At 43.8% G+C, this 22,270-nt stretch carries 17 protein-coding genes; 2 read left to right on the top strand and 15 right to left on the bottom strand.

Annotated elements, in window-relative coordinates:
* Position 1: 1 nt before the first annotated feature.
* From LCM10_RS01310 to LCM10_RS01260, 11 genes are all read right to left on the bottom strand, one after another.
* Positions 2–1,468: a CoA-acylating methylmalonate-semialdehyde dehydrogenase gene (locus LCM10_RS01310; RefSeq protein ID WP_224874026.1), complete on the bottom strand. Its 1,467-nt coding sequence runs from the start codon at positions 1,466–1,468 to the stop codon at positions 2–4.
* 185 nt (positions 1,469–1,653) lie between these two features.
* Positions 1,654–3,246, bottom strand: a complete 1,593-nt coding sequence (locus LCM10_RS01305; protein ID WP_224874025.1) for a PucR family transcriptional regulator — start codon at positions 3,244–3,246, stop codon at positions 1,654–1,656.
* Positions 3,247–3,477: 231 nt separating this feature from the next.
* Positions 3,478–3,681 (bottom strand): hypothetical protein, encoded by a 204-nt coding sequence (locus LCM10_RS01300; RefSeq protein WP_224874024.1) that lies wholly within the window; start codon positions 3,679–3,681, stop codon positions 3,478–3,480.
* Between the two features lie 69 nt (positions 3,682–3,750).
* Positions 3,751–5,223, bottom strand: coding sequence for an NCS1 family transporter (locus tag LCM10_RS01295; RefSeq protein WP_412103370.1), 1,473 nt, complete (start codon positions 5,221–5,223; stop codon positions 3,751–3,753).
* Between the two features lie 140 nt (positions 5,224–5,363).
* Positions 5,364–6,791, bottom strand: a complete 1,428-nt coding sequence (gene hydA / locus LCM10_RS01290) for a dihydropyrimidinase (RefSeq protein WP_224874022.1) — start codon at positions 6,789–6,791, stop codon at positions 5,364–5,366.
* A gap of 15 nt (positions 6,792–6,806) precedes the next feature.
* On the bottom strand, positions 6,807–8,093 hold the full coding sequence (preA, locus tag LCM10_RS01285) for an NAD-dependent dihydropyrimidine dehydrogenase subunit PreA (protein WP_224874021.1): 1,287 nt from the start codon (positions 8,091–8,093) through the stop codon (positions 6,807–6,809).
* 23 nt (positions 8,094–8,116) lie between these two features.
* Positions 8,117–9,499 carry an NAD(P)-dependent oxidoreductase gene (locus tag LCM10_RS01280; RefSeq protein ID WP_412103353.1) on the bottom strand — a complete coding sequence of 461 codons (1,383 nt, stop codon included), beginning with the start codon at positions 9,497–9,499 and terminating at the stop codon, positions 8,117–8,119.
* A 51-nt stretch (positions 9,500–9,550) separates the two neighbouring features.
* Positions 9,551–10,441, bottom strand: coding sequence for a nitrilase-related carbon-nitrogen hydrolase (locus LCM10_RS01275; protein WP_224874019.1), 891 nt, complete (start codon positions 10,439–10,441; stop codon positions 9,551–9,553).
* 413 nt (positions 10,442–10,854) lie between these two features.
* Positions 10,855–12,303 (bottom strand): carbon starvation protein A, encoded by a 1,449-nt coding sequence (locus tag LCM10_RS01270; RefSeq protein WP_224874018.1) that lies wholly within the window; start codon positions 12,301–12,303, stop codon positions 10,855–10,857.
* A 268-nt stretch (positions 12,304–12,571) separates the two neighbouring features.
* Positions 12,572–13,087: an ankyrin repeat domain-containing protein gene (locus LCM10_RS01265; protein WP_224874017.1), complete on the bottom strand. Its 516-nt coding sequence runs from the start codon at positions 13,085–13,087 to the stop codon at positions 12,572–12,574.
* A gap of 90 nt (positions 13,088–13,177) precedes the next feature.
* A complete protein-coding gene (locus LCM10_RS01260) occupies positions 13,178–15,343 on the bottom strand; it encodes a DNA topoisomerase III (protein WP_224875563.1) in 2,166 nt (721 codons plus the stop codon).
* Between the two features lie 137 nt (positions 15,344–15,480).
* On the opposite strand from LCM10_RS01260, the gene LCM10_RS01255 reads away from it, so the two are divergent.
* Positions 15,481–16,467 (top strand): YeiH family protein, encoded by a 987-nt coding sequence (locus LCM10_RS01255; protein ID WP_224874016.1) that lies wholly within the window; start codon positions 15,481–15,483, stop codon positions 16,465–16,467.
* Positions 16,468–16,662: 195 nt separating this feature from the next.
* Here the strand turns inward: LCM10_RS01255 and LCM10_RS01250 are convergent, their stop codons facing one another.
* From LCM10_RS01250 to miaB, 3 genes are all read right to left on the bottom strand, one after another.
* The gene (locus LCM10_RS01250) at positions 16,663–17,199 is read right to left on the bottom strand and encodes an outer spore coat protein CotE (protein ID WP_224874015.1); all 537 of its coding nucleotides are present in this window, start codon (positions 17,197–17,199) and stop codon (positions 16,663–16,665) included.
* Positions 17,200–17,634: 435 nt separating this feature from the next.
* On the bottom strand, positions 17,635–18,066 hold the full coding sequence (locus tag LCM10_RS01245; protein ID WP_224874014.1) for a RicAFT regulatory complex protein RicA family protein: 432 nt from the start codon (positions 18,064–18,066) through the stop codon (positions 17,635–17,637).
* A 1-nt stretch (position 18,067) separates the two neighbouring features.
* On the bottom strand, positions 18,068–19,636 hold the full coding sequence (gene miaB / locus LCM10_RS01240; RefSeq protein ID WP_224874013.1) for a tRNA (N6-isopentenyl adenosine(37)-C2)-methylthiotransferase MiaB: 1,569 nt from the start codon (positions 19,634–19,636) through the stop codon (positions 18,068–18,070).
* A gap of 263 nt (positions 19,637–19,899) precedes the next feature.
* Between miaB and LCM10_RS01235 the strand changes: the two genes are divergently transcribed.
* The gene (locus tag LCM10_RS01235) at positions 19,900–20,985 is read left to right on the top strand and encodes a hypothetical protein (protein WP_224874012.1); all 1,086 of its coding nucleotides are present in this window, start codon (positions 19,900–19,902) and stop codon (positions 20,983–20,985) included.
* A gap of 416 nt (positions 20,986–21,401) precedes the next feature.
* Here the strand turns inward: LCM10_RS01235 and LCM10_RS01230 are convergent, their stop codons facing one another.
* A complete protein-coding gene (locus tag LCM10_RS01230; protein WP_224874011.1) occupies positions 21,402–22,268 on the bottom strand; it encodes a 2-oxoacid:ferredoxin oxidoreductase subunit beta in 867 nt (288 codons plus the stop codon).
* Positions 22,269–22,270 lie beyond the last annotated feature (2 nt).

Raw genomic sequence — 22,270 nt, 5'->3', positions numbered from 1 at the left:
ATTAGAAATCGAATCTCGAAGTGATCATTTTCTTCCTTGTAAAGAAATTTACTCCATCTTTTCCGTTTACATGCATGTCACCATAGAAAGAATCTTTCCAACCCGAGAATGGGAAGAATGCCATCGTTGCCGGAACTCCGACATTGATTCCAAGCATTCCAGCATCTGCTTCCTCCCTGAACTGCCTTACCGCTTTTGCATCTTTAGTATAAAGGGTTGCACCGTTTCCAAAACGTGATTTCCGAATATATTCAAGCCCTTCATCCAGATCATTTGCCCTGAGGAGACTCAATACCGGAGCGAACATCTCTTCTCTTGCAATGGTCATATCTGGGGTCACATGATCGAAAATGGTTGCACCCAAGAAATTCCCACTTTTATGCTCCTCCATATCCTTTCTCCCGTCGCGGATCAAGGCTGCGCCTTCCTCCAGTCCCTTCTCAATATAGGTAAGAGTTCTTGCGCGATGTTCCTCCCTTATGACAGGAGTCAACAGGACTTCCTCCCCCATCCCGTCACCAATCACGATTTCATCCGCTTTCTTCTGCAGGGCATCAATGAAGGGTTGGTTATCACCTACAACCACTACGGCACTGCAAGCCATGCATCGCTGTCCTGCACTCCCGAATGCCGAGCTGATGATATGTTCAGCAGCCTTTGCCATATCCGCATCCGGCATGACGATATGATGATTCTTCGCACCGGATAGTGCCTGTACCCGCTTACCGTGCGATGCAGATTTTTCGTATACGTATTTTGCCACAGGCTGTGAGCCGACAAACGAAATGGCTGAGATGCCTTGATGTTCGATTAAACCGTTTACGACGTCATGTGCTCCATGCACCACATTCAGGACCCCCTGAGGAATGCCCGCTTCCGAAAATAATTCTGCAAGCCTGTTGGCAAGGATCGGGGTCCTTTCTGACGGTTTAAGTACAAACGTATTCCCACATGCAACGGCTAACGGAAACATCCACAATGGTACCATCATCGGGAAATTGAACGGGGTGATTCCGGCTACAACACCGAGAGGATAACGGAACATTTCGGAGTCGATATCTTCTGCGATGCCGCTGAGTGTCTCTCCCATCATCAAGGTCGGAGCTCCACATGCAAACTCCACGCACTCCAAGCCCCGTTGGACTTCACCGTATGCCTCTTTATAAGACTTACCATTCTCCTGGACCACGAGCTTAGCCAATTCTTCATGATGATCAGACAATAATGTATGATATTTATAAAGGATTCTCGCTCTCTTCGGAACGGGGGTTTTCTTCCAGGACTCAGACGCTTTTGCGGCTGCCTTTACCGCCCGATCTACATCTTCTTTAGTCGAGATGGGGACCCTTGCGATCTCTTGGTTCGTCGCGGGATTCACTACAGGGATCGTCTGGGAACTAAGAGATTCCACCCATTCCCCATTGATGTAGTTCTTCATTTCAAGTGCGCCTTTTTTCATTACCGTCATCTAAACTCACTCCTCCTTAATTACATGAAAGATTGCTCAAATTAGACCAGAAAGGTATTAAGCGTTTTAGTGTACTAAGTCCATTATGAAAGAAGTAGAAAATGCTTTCATTAGACATAGTGTAAAGGAACAACGGCCGATTCATTGACATTTTGTGTTTCAGCTGACACATGCAGTCTGATCCATCATTTAATTGCTGATAGTCTCTTCACTTTTTTGGTTGGTTCGAGATAATCATGCGCTGCCAATAAGAACTCAATCGCTAATCTTTTTTCTGAAGACATATAATCCTCACCAAGCAAGTCTTCAATCTTCTTTAAGCGATGGTAAAGGGTCTGCCTGACGATAAACAATTTCTTCGCCGTTTCCTGCTTAGAGCCCTGACAACTTAAAAATGTTTTTAACGTTAGCAATAAACTGCCGTCATGTTCTTTGTCGTGAAGGATGAGCGGTTTCAAATATTCTTCAATCATCCCCCAAAGGTTCACATTGTTATTGACAACAGATATCAATCTGTATAGATGTAAGTCATCGAAGAAAATAAATGGATGTTCTAGGCTTACTTTGGAACTAAACATTTTACTTTCTCTCGCGGTTTTATAACTCACATGAATGTTCATCATCTCTTCTTGATAATTACCAATGGAAATGACGTTGTTTGGCCCATTTTCCAAATAGCGGGATTGGCTTATTTTCTCTAAGGCAATTTTGGCCCTCTTCTTCCAGTCGGCCTGCTTGCGGGTATCCAGAAGGATGAATAATAAATCATCCCCCTCTCTTTCAGTCAAAGCGTGGAAGCCTTGCTGGAGAAATATGCTTCTTGCGACTAAATTGAAATAGGTTAAATCCTTCTGCTCTCCGATTTCATCGAAGACACATACCACTCCTCCATGGATCTCCATTTTCAGATTCCTTAAATAAGCCTCAAGGGTCTCATGGGATTGCTCCCCCTTCAACCAAGACATGATCCACTTCGATTCTTCCATTCTCTTTTTCTCGTTAAAGTAGAGCTCTCTCATCAAAAATTGGGCAAGTGCGGTCGAAGTGCGGTCCAAAAGAAGGACATCATATTCACTAAAAGGGTGATCTTCTCTATAGATAAAAAGTTCTGCATATTCTTGATCGAATAAAATGACCTTTGCCGATGTGAAATCGTTTCTGGGATGCTTCAGGTGTTCGTCAAAACGTTTTCTGACAGTCATTTCTTCCTCACGTTTCATAAAAGGATATAGTTGAGGTTCTTGTTCTTTCATTTGTAAAATGACCGGCACACCAAGTTCTTTATGTAAAACTGATAATATTTCTTGAGAATGATTTACGGACAACAGCCTCTTATTAAGTACTTGAGCAAAATCATCCAATTTCTTCATGATTTCATATTGCTGATTGATAAGGATCGAGTGAATGTCTTGAGTGATGCTGACGAAGGGGACTTCCTTTTCAAACACGATAATCGGGAAATCATTCCGATCAGCCAATTCCTTTACGGAAGATGGAATGGATGAAAGATTGGTTTCCAGTTCGATGCATAAAGCTGCTGCATGGATTTCGATCAATTGGTGGATCAAGGACAAAAAAGTGGTTTCCTCTTTTAAGGCCAAACCGGTTGTGAGGATCAATTCGTTGCCGTTAAGTAAATTTTTTATGGATGTCACTTCTACGACATGAACCCATTTGACCTGACGATTCAGCCCTTTTTTTCCTGCAATGACCTTGGAATGCTCGAAATATTTTCTCGTTAGAAGCGAGTCAACGGAATGATAAAATTGACTTTTCATCGTACCCTCCTTTGTTTTTGCCCAGGAATGATGATTCGTTTCAACTAGTCTACTTTCATTGACATTGTTGACTTTGCAGAAGCAAGTAACGGTTGATATGCACTTCATGTGCCCACAGTAAGCTAAGTCTTGTACGAAATTGGGTACTGGTGTTGAAAAGGGGCATAAATTAGACTTTTCCTTACGATTTATGAAAGACAAAAAGGATTGGATGGACCAATCCTTCACGTCTCATGAATGAATTAACAGGTATGAAAAATATTTTCGAGCATTGGCTGTTTTAACATGAAGCGTTGCACTACGCTTGTTCTCGGTGTGTTTAAACAAAACGAACGCCCCGCTTAGGTTTTCAGTCACTTTCTCGATTTTAAACCCTTTCTGAATGAGGAAGTCGATTTTATCCCTTTCATTCATGAATTCCTGGTACTCGGACATGTACATTCCCCCTTAGTGATCTTGGTAGGTAAGGCTTCCTTGGAATTTGCCCTCGGAAGCCTGGATGAATCAGATGGTCGTGCCGGTTCCGGCCGGTGCTTCTGCAACGGAACTGCCTGTTTCAAGATCGATCTCCCAATCCCGTCCAGCAGAAATGCCTAAATATTTCCCATCATCAGGATCAACTAATTCAGCCTGTTCATATTTTTCAAACCACCAATACTTCGCCAGAACGTAATAGCAAGCAGCTCCCACTCCAAACCCTACAAGGAATGAAAAGCTTGGGACGAAGTAAGATGCAACCGCTCCAATGATCCATGAAATAAATCCCGCAAGGTTTACCCCTTTCATGTACTTGAATTGTCCGTGATCCTCATAAAGTGCCGGGACATTGACTCTTCTCTTTCTGATCAGGTAGTAATCGGCGACTAAGATCCCAACAATCGCTGACAAGATACCTCCTACGAATAAAAGAACAGGAATGATGACACCGAATAAATTCCAAGGTTGCACAAGCGTCCCTACTAGGCCAGCAGTAAAAACCCCTGCCCAGAACGGGAATTTCGGTCCCCCAACGTTCGAGAAAATCGTTGCTGCCGGGACCACATTGGCTGCAATATTAGTAGACCACTGTGCAAGCACGATCATAAGAAGGAGAATCCCAAGCACGAGCCCCCCTGCTGCCTCCTGCAAAGCGATGACAGGATCATAATTCAATACAGCAACATATGATACCGCACCGATCAGTACCATGAACGTCTGTGTGATTGGAAGAGTGATCATATTCCCGATGAGGGAGCTTTTATTGCGTTTGAACCAATTTCTTTCATTACGTGGCGCTTTCATAAACCGGGATATAGAAGGTATATCGGCTGCAAGTGTCGCCCAGAAACCCATATTACTGAAAATGACCACGAGGAATGCGGTAACAGCGGCTCCACCGGTCACCGGACTTTCCACCCAGCTCCAGATATCCCTTCCGGCTGCGGCAGCCGAATCGGAAAGGGACGAGTACATCCAAACTGAAATCAGGATGATGACGGGAGCAGCGAGATCTGCAAATCTTTCTACAGCTTTAATGCCGAGAGCCGTGTTCACTAATTGCAATAAAGCAAAAATCAGGAAACAAACAAACCAATTATCGAATCCATATAATAGATTGAGGATTCCGTTCATGGCAGTGGCACCGAAATACGTGTTGATCCCGAACCACATGGAAGCGGCAACTCCACGGACCACGGATGGAATATGGGTCCCGATCGTTCCGAACGGTGCCCGCATATAGACAGGGAAAGATAAACCATGTTCGATCCCAATATCGCCTGTCAGCGTAATGAACAGACCGATTGCCAGAGACCCGATCAAAGTAGCCAGCAGGACGAGTGGGAGAGGCAATGACATGACCCCGGCTCCCCCAATGGCGAAAGTGGCCAGTACGACCACCATCCCCACCCACATGAAGGAATAGCCCAATTTGGTTACTTTTCGTTCATTCTCTTTTACAGGCAGTAAGTCAGGTGACTTCAAATAGCTTGTTTTCAACATGAACACTCCTTTTTGTTTGATTCAGATGGCTTAACAAATCGAATCCAAGAGAGGCATGGTAGAGAAGGAGAGGTGACCCTTCACCCACCATGCAGGAGCTGTTCTACTAGTAAGCAAGATTCATAAGTCGATTGATACTAGGATTTAGAAGGTTGTAGTGATTCGCTCTCTTCTTGTGACAGTTGTTTACCGTATCGAGCTCTCTTAATATATTTCCCTTTGCCCAATTTTCCCACGAACTGTCTTTCCTTGATGACGTAATCCCCTCTTGACAATACAGAGACCGCCTCCCCCTTCATTTTCATTCCCTCAAACGGATTGTAATCAGCAGCCATATGATGGTCTTCTGCCGTGATGACTCTTTCAGCATGAGGGTCGAAAATAACGATATCAGCATCGGATCCCACCGCAATCGTCCCCTTCTGAGGGTACAATCCGAACAACTTCGCACTTCGTGTGGACATGATATCAACAAATTGATTCAAGGAAATCCTGCCTTTTTCAACACCCTCAGAATATAAGATCGATACACGGTCCTCAATGATCGGACCACCGTTCGGGATCTTGGTGAAATTCCCCAGCCCAAGGTCTTTCTGTCCTTTAAAATCAAAGGAACACTGGTCAGACCCCAGCGTTTGGAGTTCTCCGCTCTTCAACGCATTCCATAACACTTCCTGATTCCACTTCTCCCTGAGTGGCGGAGACCACACGTACTTGGCACCTTCGAAGTTCGGTCTTTCAAGGTATGATTGATCCAGTACTAAATATTGAGGGCATGTCTCTCCCCATACATTCAACCCTTTGCTTCTTGCTTCTGCAATCTGTTTCACTGCTTCCCCGCAAGATACATGGACCACATACAATTGAGAGTCAGCAAGCCCCGTTAATATCGCTGCCCTGCCTGTCGCCTCACCTTCAAGCTCCGGTGGTCTCGTCAAGGCATGATAGATTGGGTCCGTTTTTCCTTCTGCCAATGCTTTTTCAGTCAAATATTCGATTACATCACCATTTTCCGCATGGACCATGACCAGTGCACCCAATTCTTTCGCTGCTACCAGAGTCCTGAATAATGTTTCATCATCGGCCTGAAAGACATTTTTATAGGCCATGAATACTTTGAACGAAGTGATACCCTCTTTATCGATCACTTCAGGAAGCTGTCCCAATACCTCCTCATTGATCTCACCAATCATTAAATGAAAGCTGTAATCGATGACGGCTTTGTCCTTGGATTTGGCATGCCATGTATCAATCGCACCTTGCAGGGGCTCACCTTTATTCGTCAAACAAAAATCGATGACTGTGGTCGTTCCCCCGAATGCTGCCGCGATGGTGCCTGTTTCAAAGTCATCCTTTGAAACCGTGCCTCCGAATGGCATTTCAAGGTGGGTATGAGGATCGATTCCGCCAGGGAATATAAACTTTCCTTCGGCGTCTATGACTTCTGCATCACTGAGATCGAAATCCTTTCCAATGCTTACGATCTTTTCATCAACGATTAGGATATCCGCTTTATACGTATCTGCTGCTGTGACGATTGTTCCGTTCTGGATTACTTTCTTCATTGTTCAACCTCCTGATTATTTCACTGGATTCGTTTCACACTGTGCTAATTTACCGAGCGCAGACTGTCGTTCATTCCAAGTCATCGGCATTTGCCCGCTAGGTACTTCCACCATATCGATCGCTCCATCCACCGGACAGACAATCGAGCAAAGATTACACCCTACACAATCTTCTTCACGCACTTTCAAATAACTGTTGCCCTCTGTGTCTTTAAGCATATCAATGCATTGGTGTGACGTATCTTCGCAGGCGATATGGCATTTATTGCAGTTGATACAAACATCCGTGTTTATCTTCGCTACAACACTGTAGTTAAGGTCCAGGTTTCCCCAGTCGGAATATTTAGGTACGGATTTCCCCACCAATTCCTGAACGGAAGAGATCCCTTTTCCATCCAAGTAATTGTTCAACCCATCAATCATATCCTCTACAATCCTGAATCCATGGTGCATGGCTGCTGTACAGACTTGGACACCTGATGCACCCATCAGCATGTATTCGACTGCATCCTGCCAATTTGAGACGCCTCCCATCCCTGAGATCGGAACATTGATTCTCGGAATACGTGCACATTCAGCCACCATATTCAGCGCGATTGGTTTTACCGCAGGACCGCAATAACCTCCATGAGCACCTTTTCCGGCTACATGTGGGATTGTGTTCCAACTATCGAGGTCCACACCTGCTAGGCTGTTGATGGTATTGATCATACTGACCGCGTCAGCCCCACCCTTAACAGCTGACTCGGCTGTGACGGTGATGTCCGTGATATTCGGTGTCAATTTGACGATTACTGGCGTCTTGGCCACTTCCTTGACCCAAAACGTTTGCCTCTCAACCAGTTCAGGCACCTGTCCGGATGCTGCCCCCATCCCTCTTTCAGCCATTCCGTGGGGGCAACCGAAGTTCAGTTCCAACCCATCCACTCCGACGTCTTCCACTTTCTTCACAATTTCATGCCACTTCTCCTGTTTAGGCTCGACCATTAAAGAAGCGATGATGGCGTGGTTTGGAAAACGCTTTTTCGTTTCATAAATTTCTTTTAAATTCACTTCCAAAGGTCGATCCGTTATCAGTTCGATATTATTGAAACCCGCTACTCGCTGTCCGTTAAAGCTAACAGCAGCAAAACGTGATGACACATTGATAATGGGTTCCCCGAGCGTCTTCCAAACCGCGCCTCCCCATCCTGCTTCGAATGCCCTTTGTACTTGGTAGCCTGAATTAGTTGGTGGAGCTGATGCCAGCCAAAATGGATTCGGTGATTTGATTCCCGCTAAATCGATATTTAAATTTGCCATCTGTTTCCCCCCTAGAACAAATCTTAATTCACCTGAAGCGACGTCAAGCTTTTATGAAGTTCGTACGCAGCTTGCTTACCTTGTTGAGCAGCCGTCACGACCATCGCTTCCCCGATCCCTTTACCGAATATGACATCCCCACAAGCATATACTTTCGGATTTGAGGTCTGGAGTGTCTCCTTATCCACTTGGACAACCCCGTCTTTATGTTCTAATTGGAATTGGTCAATCAATGATACATGCCTTGTTTGCCCGATTGCTTTTATTACAGCATCCACTTGTAATGTGAATTCCGATCCTTCTACCGGAACCGGACGGCGCCTCCCATCTTCCCCCGGCTCACCCAGCACCATCTTTATGCATTCAATGCCGGTTACCTTTCCTTCTTCATTTCCGATAATTCTCTTTGGAGCTGTCAACCACCGGAATTCAACGCCATCCTGTTTGGCAAATTCATATTCAAAATCATAAGCGGTCATCTCTTCTTGTGTGCGCCGGTAAAGGATCTTCACATTTTCAGCCCCCAACCGAATGGAACAAGTGGCTCCATCGATCGCTGTATTGCCTGCTCCAATTACGGCCACCTTTTTACCTATATACTCTTTCGTGATTTCACCGTTTTTGGTTGACTTCACGAACTCTATTGCATCCAGGACCCCATCAAAATGCTCCCCTTCTATGTTTAAAGGTGGTACATGGGACATACCAGCTGCCAGGATGACAACATCATGTCTTTCAAGTAGCTCTTCTGCTGAGATGTCCGTGCCAACCCTGGTATTCGTCCGTATATCCACGTTCAGCTTCTTGACTTGTTCCACTTCCCAATACGAAATGCTCTGCGGAAGTCTAAACGAAACGATACCGTACGTATTTAATCCCCCTGCTTCCTTCGCAGCCTCGTAAATGGTCACTTCATAACCGAAACGCGCTAATTCCCTAGCTGCGGAGATACCGGCAGGACCACTTCCGACAATCCCCACCTTCTTCCCGTTCGGTTCCCCAGCATTGAATAAGACGGCTTCATTATGTCGTGCCCAGTCAGTGGCATAACGCTGAAGGTCCCCGATCATGATCGGTTTCGTTGAATGGTTAAGGACGCAAGCCCCTTCACATAATTCTTCCGTTGGACATACTCTCGAGCAACTGGCGCCTACAGGGTTTGAACTCATGATGGTAGTAGCAGACCCCTTGAGGTTACCCGAGGCGATTTTCTTAATGAAAGACGGAATGTCTATTCCAGTTGGGCACGCATTGATACACGGTGCATCATAGCAATATAAACAACGATTGGCTTCTTCCACAGCCTCACGATTGGTTAACCCTTTATGTGCTTCTTGAAAGTTCCCATCAATATCTAGTAATGATAGTGTCTTGGACAAATTGGCTTCCCCCTTTTCCCCATTCATTTAATCATTCCATAGGGTCAAACAATTATTGACTGATCTTGAATGATCCCGTTATGGCAGGAGTGCTGTCATGTCGTTATACGTTTCTGGTCTTCGATCACGATAGAATTGCCATGTATCCCTTACTTCCCGGATCAGTTTCTTATCCATTTCACCGATGATGACTTCATCTTTATCCCTGCTTCCTACCGAAACAAAGCCCCCACGTGGGTCTACCAGATAAGATTGGCCGTAGAATTCTCCCATGTTCCATGGTCCCTCATGTCCGACCCTGTTGATTGCACCCAAGTAATACCCGTTGGCGACGGCATGGGCGGGCTGTTCCAGCTTCCACAAATATTCTGATAGGCCTGCAACCGTTGCAGATGGATTAAATACAACTTCGGCGCCCTTCAATCCCAACAACCTTGCACCCTCCGGGAAGTGACGGTCGTAGCATATATACACACCGACTTTTGCATAGGCCGTATCGAAGACTGGATAACCGAGATTACCAGGTTTAAAGTAATATTTTTCCCAGAAGCCATAACCTTCACTGCCCACCGCAACGTGCGGAATGTGCTGTTTTCTATATTTGCCAAGGTATGACCCATCCGCATCAATCACGGCAGCCGTATTGTAATACGTGGCAATGCCTTCCCTTTCATAAATAGGGAGGATGATCACCACATTCAGTTCTTTCGCTAGTTCCTGAAAACGTTTCGTTGTTGGTCCATTTGGAATTTCTTCCGCGGAATCATACCATTTTGGATTTTGCTCCGAACAGAAATAAGGACCATAGAAAATTTCTTGTAAACAAATAATCTGTGCTCCTTTCTTTGCTGCATCCCTGACTAAGTTGATATGTTTCTTGATGGACTCTTGTTTGTGTACCTCTACCGGTTCGTTTCCATCTACATCGTGAGACGCTTGTATAAGCCCTATTATCACTTTGTCTGACATCCATATTCCTCCCAGTCTATTCTATTTATCAAAATAGTAAGCGCTTTCATGTTTTTTTATGCATGAAGTTCACCTACTAGATTACACAGCCTTTGTAAAATCTGAATATTTTGTCTTTTCACCCCATTTTAACTTGTACATATTTAAATTGCACTATACAGTTTGTAAAACCAACTTCATTGAGTATTTGTCAGTATGTAAATTCTAAAAAAAATCATTCTCATATTAGGGGCTAATTAAACGTTAGCATAAGTAATTTGCGAATTTTGTAAAATACTTGCACACCTCCCTTGAAACAGCTCGCTTTTTATCGACAATCTTCTTACCAACCCCTATCAAACTTTACGGAGCAAAAAAAGAGGTTATCCCTAATGATCCAATTTGTTTTGATCATAGAGACAACCCCTCTGGAATTATGAATTTAATGTTTTTATATGAAGAGATTCCTGCTTTACAGGGCGATATTTAAAGATTTGACGAATGAACCAGCCTAGTACGGCAACCCAGATGACAGCACCTATGATCATGGACTCTTTATACGGAAGGTGAAATCCTTCCGGTGCATAAAAGATATATGAGCTTACCACCGCCGTCATGAATAATGCAGGGATACTGCAAATCCAGTGAAACTTCCGGTTTTGCAATAAATACACTGCAGCAGTCCATAACATAACGGTTGCAACCAGCTGATTCGACCAACCTACATATCTCCATAAGAAGGTGTAATCAATCTGCGTAAGAAGGAAAGTAGGGATTGCCACAGGGATGACGAGCAAAACGGGCAGCCATTTTCCTTTCAGTTCTTCTTTTTTCCAATCAGACAGTAAATCGAAGAGCATCATTCTAGAAGAACGCAATGCGGTGTCACCAGTCGTGACTGGAAGAATGATGACACCAAGTATCGCAAGGATCCCACCAAGGGTTCCGAGTGTCGTTTTACTGATTTCATTCACTACCCCAGCAGGACCTCCGGATGCCAAAGCTTCTTGGAGACCACCGGTTCCATTGAAGAATGCCATTCCGGCAGCTGCCCAGATCAATGCGATGATCCCTTCTGCCACCATTGCACCGTAAAAGACCTTCCGCCCTTCACTTTCTTTTCTTAACGTTCTGGCGAGAATCGGACTTTGAGTGGAATGGAAACCGGAAATCGCACCGCATGAAACAGTGACCATCAGAAGTGGCCATAATGGCAATTCATCTGGATGCAGGTTCTGTAAAGTAAGGTTAGGTACTGGATGCTCAAAGAAGAACAGACCGATTCCGATGCTAACAGCCATAAAAATGAGCACTGCCCCAAAAAACGGGTAAATCTTGCCGATAATCTTGTTGACCGGCAGAACGGTCGCTACGATGAAATATGTAAATATGATGATTAATGATGCCATAAAGGATAACGGGGTCACTTCGGCCATTAATTGTGCGGGTCCGGATGTGAATGCTGCCGCTACCAAAATCATTAAAATGATGGAAATGATATTCATGACGTTGCTAACGTGCCTTCCAAGATATTTACCTACAAGTGAAGGAAATTGTGCACCTCCGTGGCGCAATGACAGCATTCCAGAGAAGTAGTCATGCACCGCTCCAGCGAAGAGGGTACCGATAACGATCCAAATGAACGCGACGGGTCCGTATAATGCACCTAGAATGGCCCCAAAGATCGGACCAAGTCCCGCGATATTCAATAATTGCACTAAGCTCGCTTTCCACCAGCTCATGGGCATATAATCCATTCCGTCTTCCTTGGAATAGGCGGGGGTCTCGTTTCGGTCATCAATCCCGAAAATCCTCTCGACCACCTTTGAATAAATCAGATAACCGGCTAATAAAATTACGACTGATGCAAGAAATGTAAGCATCTAGATGTCCTCCCTTCGGATGAAATTAATGTTCATTTTAATACGGATCCCGACAAATAACAACAGAATTTTTAGAAAATATTTTCTTTTCTGATAAAACAATAGATCTATGAACTTACTAAAACGCTATTGTGCCAACAATGAAAGGGATTACATTAAAATATGTTTTTTTCGATCATCCGAGCTTGATTTCATCAATAAGGTGATCCCCCCTAATCACAAAGAAGAGCATATCAACATAATTCTGATATGCTCCTCTATACTAGTATTAATTTTGGAATCGATTGTATGCTTTCATAAAGCCCTTATTACCCCTGGACACAGCAATTTCATATGCCGTCTGGGGTGAGGAGGTTTCATTTCCTTCGTTCATGCCTGCATGATTCTCTAAAAGAAGAGTCACCAGTTGTTCATCTGCATCAAATGCGGCGATATGAAGAGGTGTGTAGCCTTGTGAATCCGTTATATGTACATCTGCCCCTTTTGACAATAAGTATTCGACCAAATCACATGATGCCCCTCCTGCAATGGCAGCGTGCAAGGCAGTGTTGGATGGTATATAGGGAATCTTAGAATTTGAAACAGAGTTGATATCCGCACCGAAGTTCAACAAAAGCTCCACTAAGTCCTGGTGTCCATAATGCGCTGCCACCCCGAGGGCGATCAACCCATTTTCATCTTCCGCATTACATAAATTTGTGTCCGCCTTCAATAAATCTTCTACCGCTTCATTGTTTCCTTCCTGAATCGCAGCAAAAAAACCTTTTACCGTAACCGGTGTCATGTTCATTCCCCCAATATGAGTATTAAGAATATTCTATCAATAGACAACAAAAAAAGATAGGGACTTTCCCTGTGTCCCTATCCCATCGTTTTACTTGTCCAATTTCAGTTTGGCCAGTGCATCAGCCAATGCCGTATTGACCGGTTCGTCTTTTTGTTGTGTTTTCAGGTATTTATTAACGTCCCTTTTACTTGCTTTGTTATGCTTTTCTTTTTTCCTTCGTTCATTGAAGGTAGTTAGTTTCTCTTTATGTCCACATACACACACAAATAGCTGTCCTTCCCCTTCTCCACGAAGTTCTAAACGCTTATGGCACTGAGGGCATCTTGCATTCGTTTTTTTGCTGACATTTTTACGATGACCGCATTCCCGGTCTTGGCAGACTAGTTTCTTGCCATTCTTATTCTTGATTTCAAGCATCAGGTTTCCGCAATCGGGACATCGTGTCCCAGTAATATTATCATGTGAATATTTTTTATCCGAATTTTTAATTTCATGGACAGATTTTTTTGTATAATCTTTGATCTCTTTAATGAAATCACTTTTCTTCAAAGAGCCTTTAGCAATTTTGTCGAGCTTCATTTCCCACTCGGCCGTAAGGGAAGGAGAACATAATTCATCAGGGGCAAGCTCCAATAATTGTTTTCCTTTGGAAGTCAGATAGATTTCTTTCCCCTTTTGCTCCATTGCGCCTGAGTTGAACAATTTCTCGATGATGTCTGCCCTTGTTGCAACGGTACCAAGCCCTCCTGTCTCACCGATCGTTTCAAGAAGCTTTTTATTTCTTTCTTCCATAAATTTCACGGGATTCTCCATTGCCGCCAATAAAGTCCCTTCGTTGAATCTTCCAGGTGGATTCGTCGTACCTTCCGTCTCCTCAATAGAAAGAAGGTTCAATTCATCCCCCTTCTCCATCTTACCGAGAAATTGGTCTTCATCTTGTTCGAATCCGTAAACATCCTTCCAACCCGTGTCCTTGACGCGCTTACCTTTCGTTTGGAAACGTTCCTTCCCTACTTTCAATTCAACCTTCGTTTGTTCATATTGATAAGGTGGCAAGAAAATGGCCAGGAATCGCTTTACGATCAGGTCATAGATCTTGACTTCCCGATCCTGCAGCTTCTGAAGGAATGGCGTCTCCTCCGTCGGAATGATCGCATGGTGGTCACTGACTTTACGGTCATCAACATATGCATTCGATAAGTTTACCGAACCCTTCAGCGCTTTATTGGCAAAAGCCCGGTAAGGCTGTACATGAATCGCTTGCAGACGATCCTTTAATGTATCAACGATATCCGAGGAAAGATGTTTGCTGTCTGTACGTGGATACGTGACAAGCTTATGCTGCTCATACAGCTTCTGCATAATGGATAACGTTTCTTTCGCACTGAAGCCATACAACTTGTGTGCATCCCTCTGTAGTTCGGTCAGGTCATAAAGCGACGGGGCATATTGCTTTTTAAGCGTCGTTTTCACTGACTCTACAGTACCTTTGTCCGCTTTTTTTATAGTGTTGAGGATTTCGGTTATTTCTTCCCTTGAGAAGGTTTTCGTATCTCCATTGGTATTCGTCCAAAGGAAGGTACCTTTGTCGCTCGCTGCTTTAATCCCGTAATAAGGTTTCGGTTTAAAGTTCCTTATTTCCTCTTCTCGCTTTGCAATGATACTCAATGTAGGGGTTTGTACCCTTCCGCACGATAACTGGGCATTATGCTTCGTTGTCAAAGCCCTTGTCGCATTCATGCCAACATACCAGTCTGCTTCAGATCTGGCCTGGGCTGCTTCATATAAATTTTCGAACTTCCCTGCATCCTTAAGGTTGCTGAAGCCGTTTTTGATCGCTTTGTCTGTTACAGATGAAATCCAAAGGCGCTTGAGCGGTTTATCCACCCTGGCTTTCTCAATGATCCATCTTGCCACTAGTTCACCCTCACGGCCTGCATCGGTGGCAATGACGATGGATCCCACATCTGAACGATTCATTTGAGCCTTTACGGTATTGAACTGCTTACCTGTCTTCTTAATGACCACCAGCCTCAATGACGGTGGTAACATCGGAAGATCCTCGATTCTCCATGTTTTATACTTATCATCATAGGATTCGGGATCTGCCAGTGTGACGAGATGTCCCAGCGCCCATGTCACGATATAATCCTTGCCTTCTAGAAATCCATTTCCACTTTTTGTGCATTGAAGCACTCTTGCTATATCCCGCCCGACAGAAGGTTTTTCTGCCAGGACCAACGTTTTTTTCATCATTAAAAATCCTTTCCCCACTAATATTATGTATGTTTCCATTCTATCATAAGAGTCAAAGAAGCAATCGTTCGCCATCACCTAAATATTATATTATACTTAGGAATAGATTTTCTAAAGAAGGAGCTATTCACACCTTGAATCTACATCTCGTAAAGAAACTTCCGAAAGAAGCTTCCGGGCTTTTTTTCATCATAATAATCGGTAGCATTGCAAAAGTGCTGGGTGCCTGGTTTCCATTGATTGGGAGTATATTATTCGCTATTCTCATAGGAATCCTTCTCCGTAATGTAACCAATGTCCCTGAATCCTGGGATGCAGGTATCACTTTTACGACAAAGAAGCTACTGAAAGTGGCGATTGTATTCCTAGGGGTGGGCTTGAGCCTAGTGGAAATCATGAAGATCGGGCAATCTGCACTATGGATCATTCTGGTTTCCGTCACGCTCGGCATCACGGTGACATTCTTCGTCGGTAAACTGCTTGGCGTCCACCCAAGACTCAGTTTATTGATCGGTATCGGAACGAGCATTTGTGGGGCTACCGCCATTTCTGCCGTTAAAGGGATCATCGGTGCAAAGGAGAACGAAACGGCTTATGCATTATCCACCATCGTTTTCTTTAACCTGATCGCCTTCTTCTTGTATCCTTATATCGGCCATTTACTTCATTTAGGGGAAGTCCCATTCGGTATATGGGCTGGAACAGCCGTACATGATACGTCCTCGGCAGTTGCAGTCGGGTATCGTTACGGGGATCAGGCAGGCGAAGTCGCCACTACGGTCAAACTGGCAAGAACCTTATTCCTCATTCCAGTAATGATTCTGTTACCTTTCATGTTTCAAAGGGAGGCATCTCAAAAAGGCACATCCTTAAAACAGGCAATCCCGTGGTTTGTGTTGATGTTCCTTGGAGTTTCGCTTCTTCATACCATGGGATTGATCCCAGTAGTGATTGAAGAATTCTTACAATCATCTTCTAAATTCATGATCATCATGGTCATGGCAGCAGTTGGTCTTCAAGTGAACGTGACCGACCTCACAAAGCTGGGCTTTAGACCTTTACTGACTGGTTTGATCGCATTCATCACATGTGCGGTGATCAGCCTGCTTTTATTGATCTGAGTTGACACAAAAGGCAGCAATGCACGCATTGCTGCCTTTTGTCAACCAATAAAAAAGAGCATCCATGAGACGCTCTTGGAAGATGTTCATATCGTGTTCACCCATGTACAGATACTGCTATCTCACATGAGCCATCTCTTTACCATCGTGATAAGGAATAGAAAAACTAGGAAGAGGCCTTCTTCCTAGTACAGACTATTCTTCTACTCCCTCTAAGAAGTCTGGATCAAGCTCTTCAAATTCTTCATCGTCTAGGTCGCAATCCCAGTCGTCATCTTCGCAGCCTTCTGGATTGACGAGCACACAGACCTTTGTTTCTCCGATAACTTCCACCAGGAATTCACGTTCCACATGAACAATGATTCTGTTACCGTTTGGTGAAATCACCGCTTCGCAGCAATTCGGCTGTTGAAGTACGCGAGCACATATTTCAATATCATCCAGGGCATCAGGATCACGGTATTTGAGCTTGATTTCATCGCAGTACTCGACTCTTTCAGTTACAACGGACGTTTTCGTGTTGTTACTGTGAGAGTACCATACATTCACCTCAAATGAGCCGTGAATTTCCACCTTCTTGCCTACTTTGTGTGCTTCATACTTATGGTTGATGATCCAGCAGCCTAAAATGCTCGATGGATTATGCGGCGGGCTAATCGTATGATGAGACTGCGTGAATTTGCGTCCCTTCGCTACGACCGCTTTTGTAATAATCTCTCTATATTCTGCCATTCGAGCGTACCTCCTCATTCATTTTCAATTCATCTTATGCGACTGTCTAGGTGTTTGTGCGAGAAAATTTTATTGCATAATGGGATTGTTGCGAGATAATGTATTGTATGCGAATACCCATTGAATGTTCCCTAAAAGGTATTTGAGGGGTGAAATAATAAGGAGAATAATAAGCTGGTCATATGCACCATATATACTATTACTGTTTTTCTTTCAAGGTATCACTTTCCGCAGGTAAATGGTGAGCGTCTTGGACTTCGCCTGCCGAGTCGCACCTCATGCGCTTTTCCACGGAGGTCTTCCTCTTGCACTTCAATCAAACCTTGCAAAGGACCAAAAGCTAAATCGATTTCTTTATGGCTCATAACAAAACAATGCCATGAAGATGAGCATCTTCATGGCATTGTTCTTATTACTATCGATCTAATTATCGTTTTATGAGCAGCTGCCCGGTGTGGAGTTTTTCACCTGGGATCCAGTTTCTCCGCGAAGCAGGTCTCCTCCTGTAGATTCAATGATGTGATCAGTGACATTGTTGGAAATAACAGATGCAACGATTTGCAGTAGATCATTTACGTCTGTCTGAGACTCTTTGAACTGCTGAACAACAGGAATTTCATCGATTTCCTTTTCAAGGTTCTCGATTTTCTCCTCAACCATTTTCAAAGCTTCAGTCTTGCCGTAGTGCTGGAAATTGACCGCTTGCTTTTGAAGGCTTTTGATGCTGGCGATCATTTCTCGCACTTTTTGGTTTTCATGGATTTGCGATTCTGCCCGCTTGAAGAAATCCACCTCTTCTGTTTCTGCAATCATTTCTGCCAATTCTTCGGCTCTTTTCATAATATCATCTTTTGTATATTTTGCCATTTTAGTTCACCTCTGCCGCTTCTAGAAATTCTGAGCCGATTTGGCCCTCTTCAATCATTTCACCGTCTAGTGACCAGGATTTTGCATCCGTGATTTTCACTTTAACGATTTTTCCAATCGCTGTTTTCGGTGCTTTAAAGTTTACCAGTTTATTTCTGCGAGTATACCCTGCAAGGATATCAGGATTTTTCTTACTTTCACCGTCTACAAGGACCTCGACTGTTTTCCCTTTATATTTCTTAAGGGCTTTTAGAGAGTATTCTTGAACCACTGCGTTTAAACGTCTGAGTCGGTCCTTTTTCACTTCCATCGGTACATTGTCATTCATCTTTGCCGCAGGAGTACCTTCCCTTGGAGAATAGATGTACGTATATGCTGATTCGAATTCGACTTCACGGTACAGTGAAAGTGTTTCTTCGAATTGCTCTTCCGTTTCGTTTGGATAACCGACGATGATGTCAGTCGACAGTGCCACATCAGGCATTGCTTGTTTAATTTTCCGCACAAGCTCCAAGAACTGTTCACGGCTGTATTTCCTCGCCATGATCTTCAAGACCGGAGTCGATCCTGATTGGACTGGAAGATGAATATGCTCGACCAGATTGCCCTTTTTCGCTAGAACCTCGATTAAATGATCGTCAAAGTCCCTTGGGTGGCTTGTTGTAAAACGGATGCGTGGGATATCGATTTTCCGGAGCTCATCCATCAAATCACCAAGCCCATAGTTCTCTAGGTCTTCTATGTCTTTCCCATATGCATTTACATTTTGCCCGAGGAGGGTGATTTCCTGGTATCCCTGGGCGGCCAAGTGCCGTACTTCTGCAATGATTTCCTCTGGTCGCCTGCTACGTTCCTTCCCACGGGTGTAAGGCACGATACAGTACGTACAGAATTTATCGCAGCCGTACATGATGTTGACCCAAGCTTTGATATTGCCTCGTCGGACTTTGGGAAGATTCTCGATGACATCTCCTTCTTTGGACCAAACTTCAACAACCATTGCTTTGGACATATAGGCATCTGATAAGATTTGTGGAAGGCGGTGAATATTGTGGGTTCCAAAGATCATATCAACTTGTTGGTATGTCTTAAGAATCTTGTTCACAACCGCTTCTTCCTGGGACATACATCCGCAAACCCCGATCAAGAGATCAGGCTTTTCCCGCTTTAAATGCTTTAAGTGACCAAGCTCACCGAACACCTTATTCTCGGCGTTCTCCCGGATGGCGCATGTATTCAACAGAATGACATCGGCGTCTTCGGTTGTGTCGGTCGCTTCGTAGCCCAGTGCCATAAAGATCCCGGCCATGACCTCTGTATCATGTTCATTCATTTGACAACCGTAAGTACGAATATAAAACTTCTTACCGTTTCCCAATCCTCTATATTGATCATCGATTGTGAAATCATTATGATATTGTATTTCTTCTTTTCCCCGTTTTTTTGCATCTTTCAGTGATGGTGGAATATAAACGCTTTGGAAGTATTTGCTGTAGTCCTTTTCGGTCTTATTCTCAGAAGGAGTACCAGACTTCGCTTGCTGTCCATGTTTGCGTTGTTCTTCGTTCATGAAAATTCCCCTTTCTAGCTCTATAACAAACGAAAAATAAACCGTTTTCTTCTATTATAAAATCCGTAATAGTATAGCTGACAATTAGACTTGCACATTATAACAGTATAAAGGTTTTTTTAGGCTTATACAATAGAGAGGCACAACTGTTGAAAATTGTTCTAAACTTCATCCTTCCCTGTGAAAAATGGGCAAATGCACAAGGAACTGGATACCGTTTCGATGCATAACGTAAAGTAAGACAAATACCCAAGGAGGAAATTATGATCGAGGAACATCTCAACTCTCCCATGTACGCGATCGCCAATCAAGAAAAGCACTATCTGCAATCTGAAATCCACCGGCTAATGAAGACAATTGATGACATCAAAAATAGCTACTCCTATGCAGCGGCGACTCATTATAAAGAAGTCATCAGGAAAAAGGATGAAGAAATCGAACAGTTAGCCACACAAATCAGAGTGAATGAAACGACTGAGCAAGAGTTGGTCCTTGAACGAAACAGATTCAAGGAAGGTAAAGAGAAAACTGAAGCGGAAATACTCGTCCTTCATGACCTCCTGCATGAAAAGGAAAAAAGATCAGAAGACCAAATTCATAGAATCAATGAATTGGAGAAAGAGCTTCTACAATTAAAATTGGAAAAACAGCATCTTTCACAATCTTTATCCGAGACTGAAGAATCGAACCGGGAACGAGCGGCTCAGAATGACTTACTCCTTAAAGATAATAATCAGCTGATTAACAAAGCAGAAGGTATGAAAGCGCAAATAAAAAGTCAGAAAGCCCATATCAACGATTTAAATCGCGCCGTAATAGAATCTGAAAAAACAAAAAAAGAAATCATCGTCCTGCTGACCTCAAAAACAGAAGAGCTGGAAAGGCTAGTGGCCGAACGCAAACATACCATTACTTCATTGGAACATGCCAAGGAACAGTTGATCATGGCAGAAAAAGAGAAAATGGAATTCATAAAGAACATCATACATCAGTACGAAAAGACGATAGAAGACAATGAATGGTGGTTCGGAGCACAGTTCGCCGATATTGATAAACGCTCCAAAGAGCAAGAGCAAAAGATGGAGCGTATGGAGGGTGAACAGGAAGAACGGTATACAAAGCAACAGGATGAGTTCTTCTCTAAATTCCAAGAGGTAGAAGAGAAATTCCATCAGTTCATAGGGGAAATGGATTCATTGAAGCAAGGAAATGAAGAAATGACCAATCAGCTATTTCAATTGAAACATCTGATGACTAAACAAAAACGTGATCAAAAGCATTATCTACAAAATCTTGCAGTTCCATCAGACTTCGAAGAAGAGACTGCCATTCAATCCAAAAATAACTAAGTCACTATCAGTTCAGTTTTTAATACCGCTAATGATTTCCGTGCAAGACTTCGCTTTCCGCGGGCGGTTGGTGAACCTCCTCGTCGCATTCGCTCCGGCGGGTTAGAAAAGCGGAAGCGGCTTGCTCAGAGGCGACAAGCGTAAGACAGGCGAGCCATAAAGGCGCTTTTTGCCTTTTTGGCTGGCATGGCTTATGTCTCGAGCCTCTAGCCGCTGGAGCTGGACATGTTTCACCTAACTCGCTTTTCCCCCAGGAGTCTTCGTCTTGCACTCCAACCAACCGCTAGACAGAGGTAAAATCTAATCGTACAGTTATACAAATAGTTGAAAACCCGAACTAAATTGCCCTTAAACAGACAAATTAGTTCGGGTTTTACTTTGTCTGAAACACTTTTGTCCCAGCCTCTTTCTTACATTTACATAAATTCTTTTAACAACCCATCAAACGTTTTATCATCCAGCTTCAAGTCGTGGCTGCTCAATGGTTCATCTGAATATCCACTGACAAGTTCCTGATAGGAAGGCTGTTCAGTATTCTGATAAATCAGACCTGTTACCAGACCATCATTCTCCATGAGGGTATTCATTGCCTGCTCACGGTTTGAAGGATCATAGCCCTCTACATCCGAAAGCTTCGTCAAATTCTCTTTGAACCAGTCATACGTGTTGATCTTATTGTACGTAACGCATGGACTGAACACATTAATAAGTGAGAATCCCTTATGATTCAAGCCAGCCTCAATCAAGGCCGTCAGTTCTTTCAAATCAGAAGAGAAACTTTGTGCAACGAACGTGGCACCCGATGTTAAAGCCATTTCCATAGGAGCGAGAGCGGGCTCGATCGATCCTTGGGGAGTGGACTTGGTTTTGAATCCTGATGAAGAGCGAGGGGATGTCTGGCCCTTCGTCAATCCGTAAATTTGATTATCCATTACTATATAGGTAATATCCACATTCCGGCGGATCGCATGGATCGTGTGTCCAAGGCCAATCGCAAACCCATCCCCGTCACCACCCGAAGCGATAACGGTCAGATCCTTGTTTGCCATTTTCAACCCTTGAGCAATCGGAAGTGAGCGCCCATGAATTCCGTGGAAACCATATGAATTGATGTAGCCTGAAATACGGCCAGAACAACCGATTCCCGAAACGACCGCTAAATTTTCAGGATCAAGACCGACGTTTGCTGCAGCACGTTGTATCGATGCCTGTACAGAGAAGTCCCCACATCCAGGACACCAATTGGGCTTTACATTATTACGAAAATCTTTAAAGGTAGCCATGG

The sequence above is a fragment of the Rossellomorea aquimaris genome, assembly GCF_020171925.1.
Taxonomy (GTDB): domain Bacteria; phylum Bacillota; class Bacilli; order Bacillales; family Bacillaceae_B; genus Rossellomorea; species Rossellomorea aquimaris_F.
Note: the sequence above shows the minus strand (reverse complement) of the source record. Positions and strands in the feature narration are given on the sequence as shown.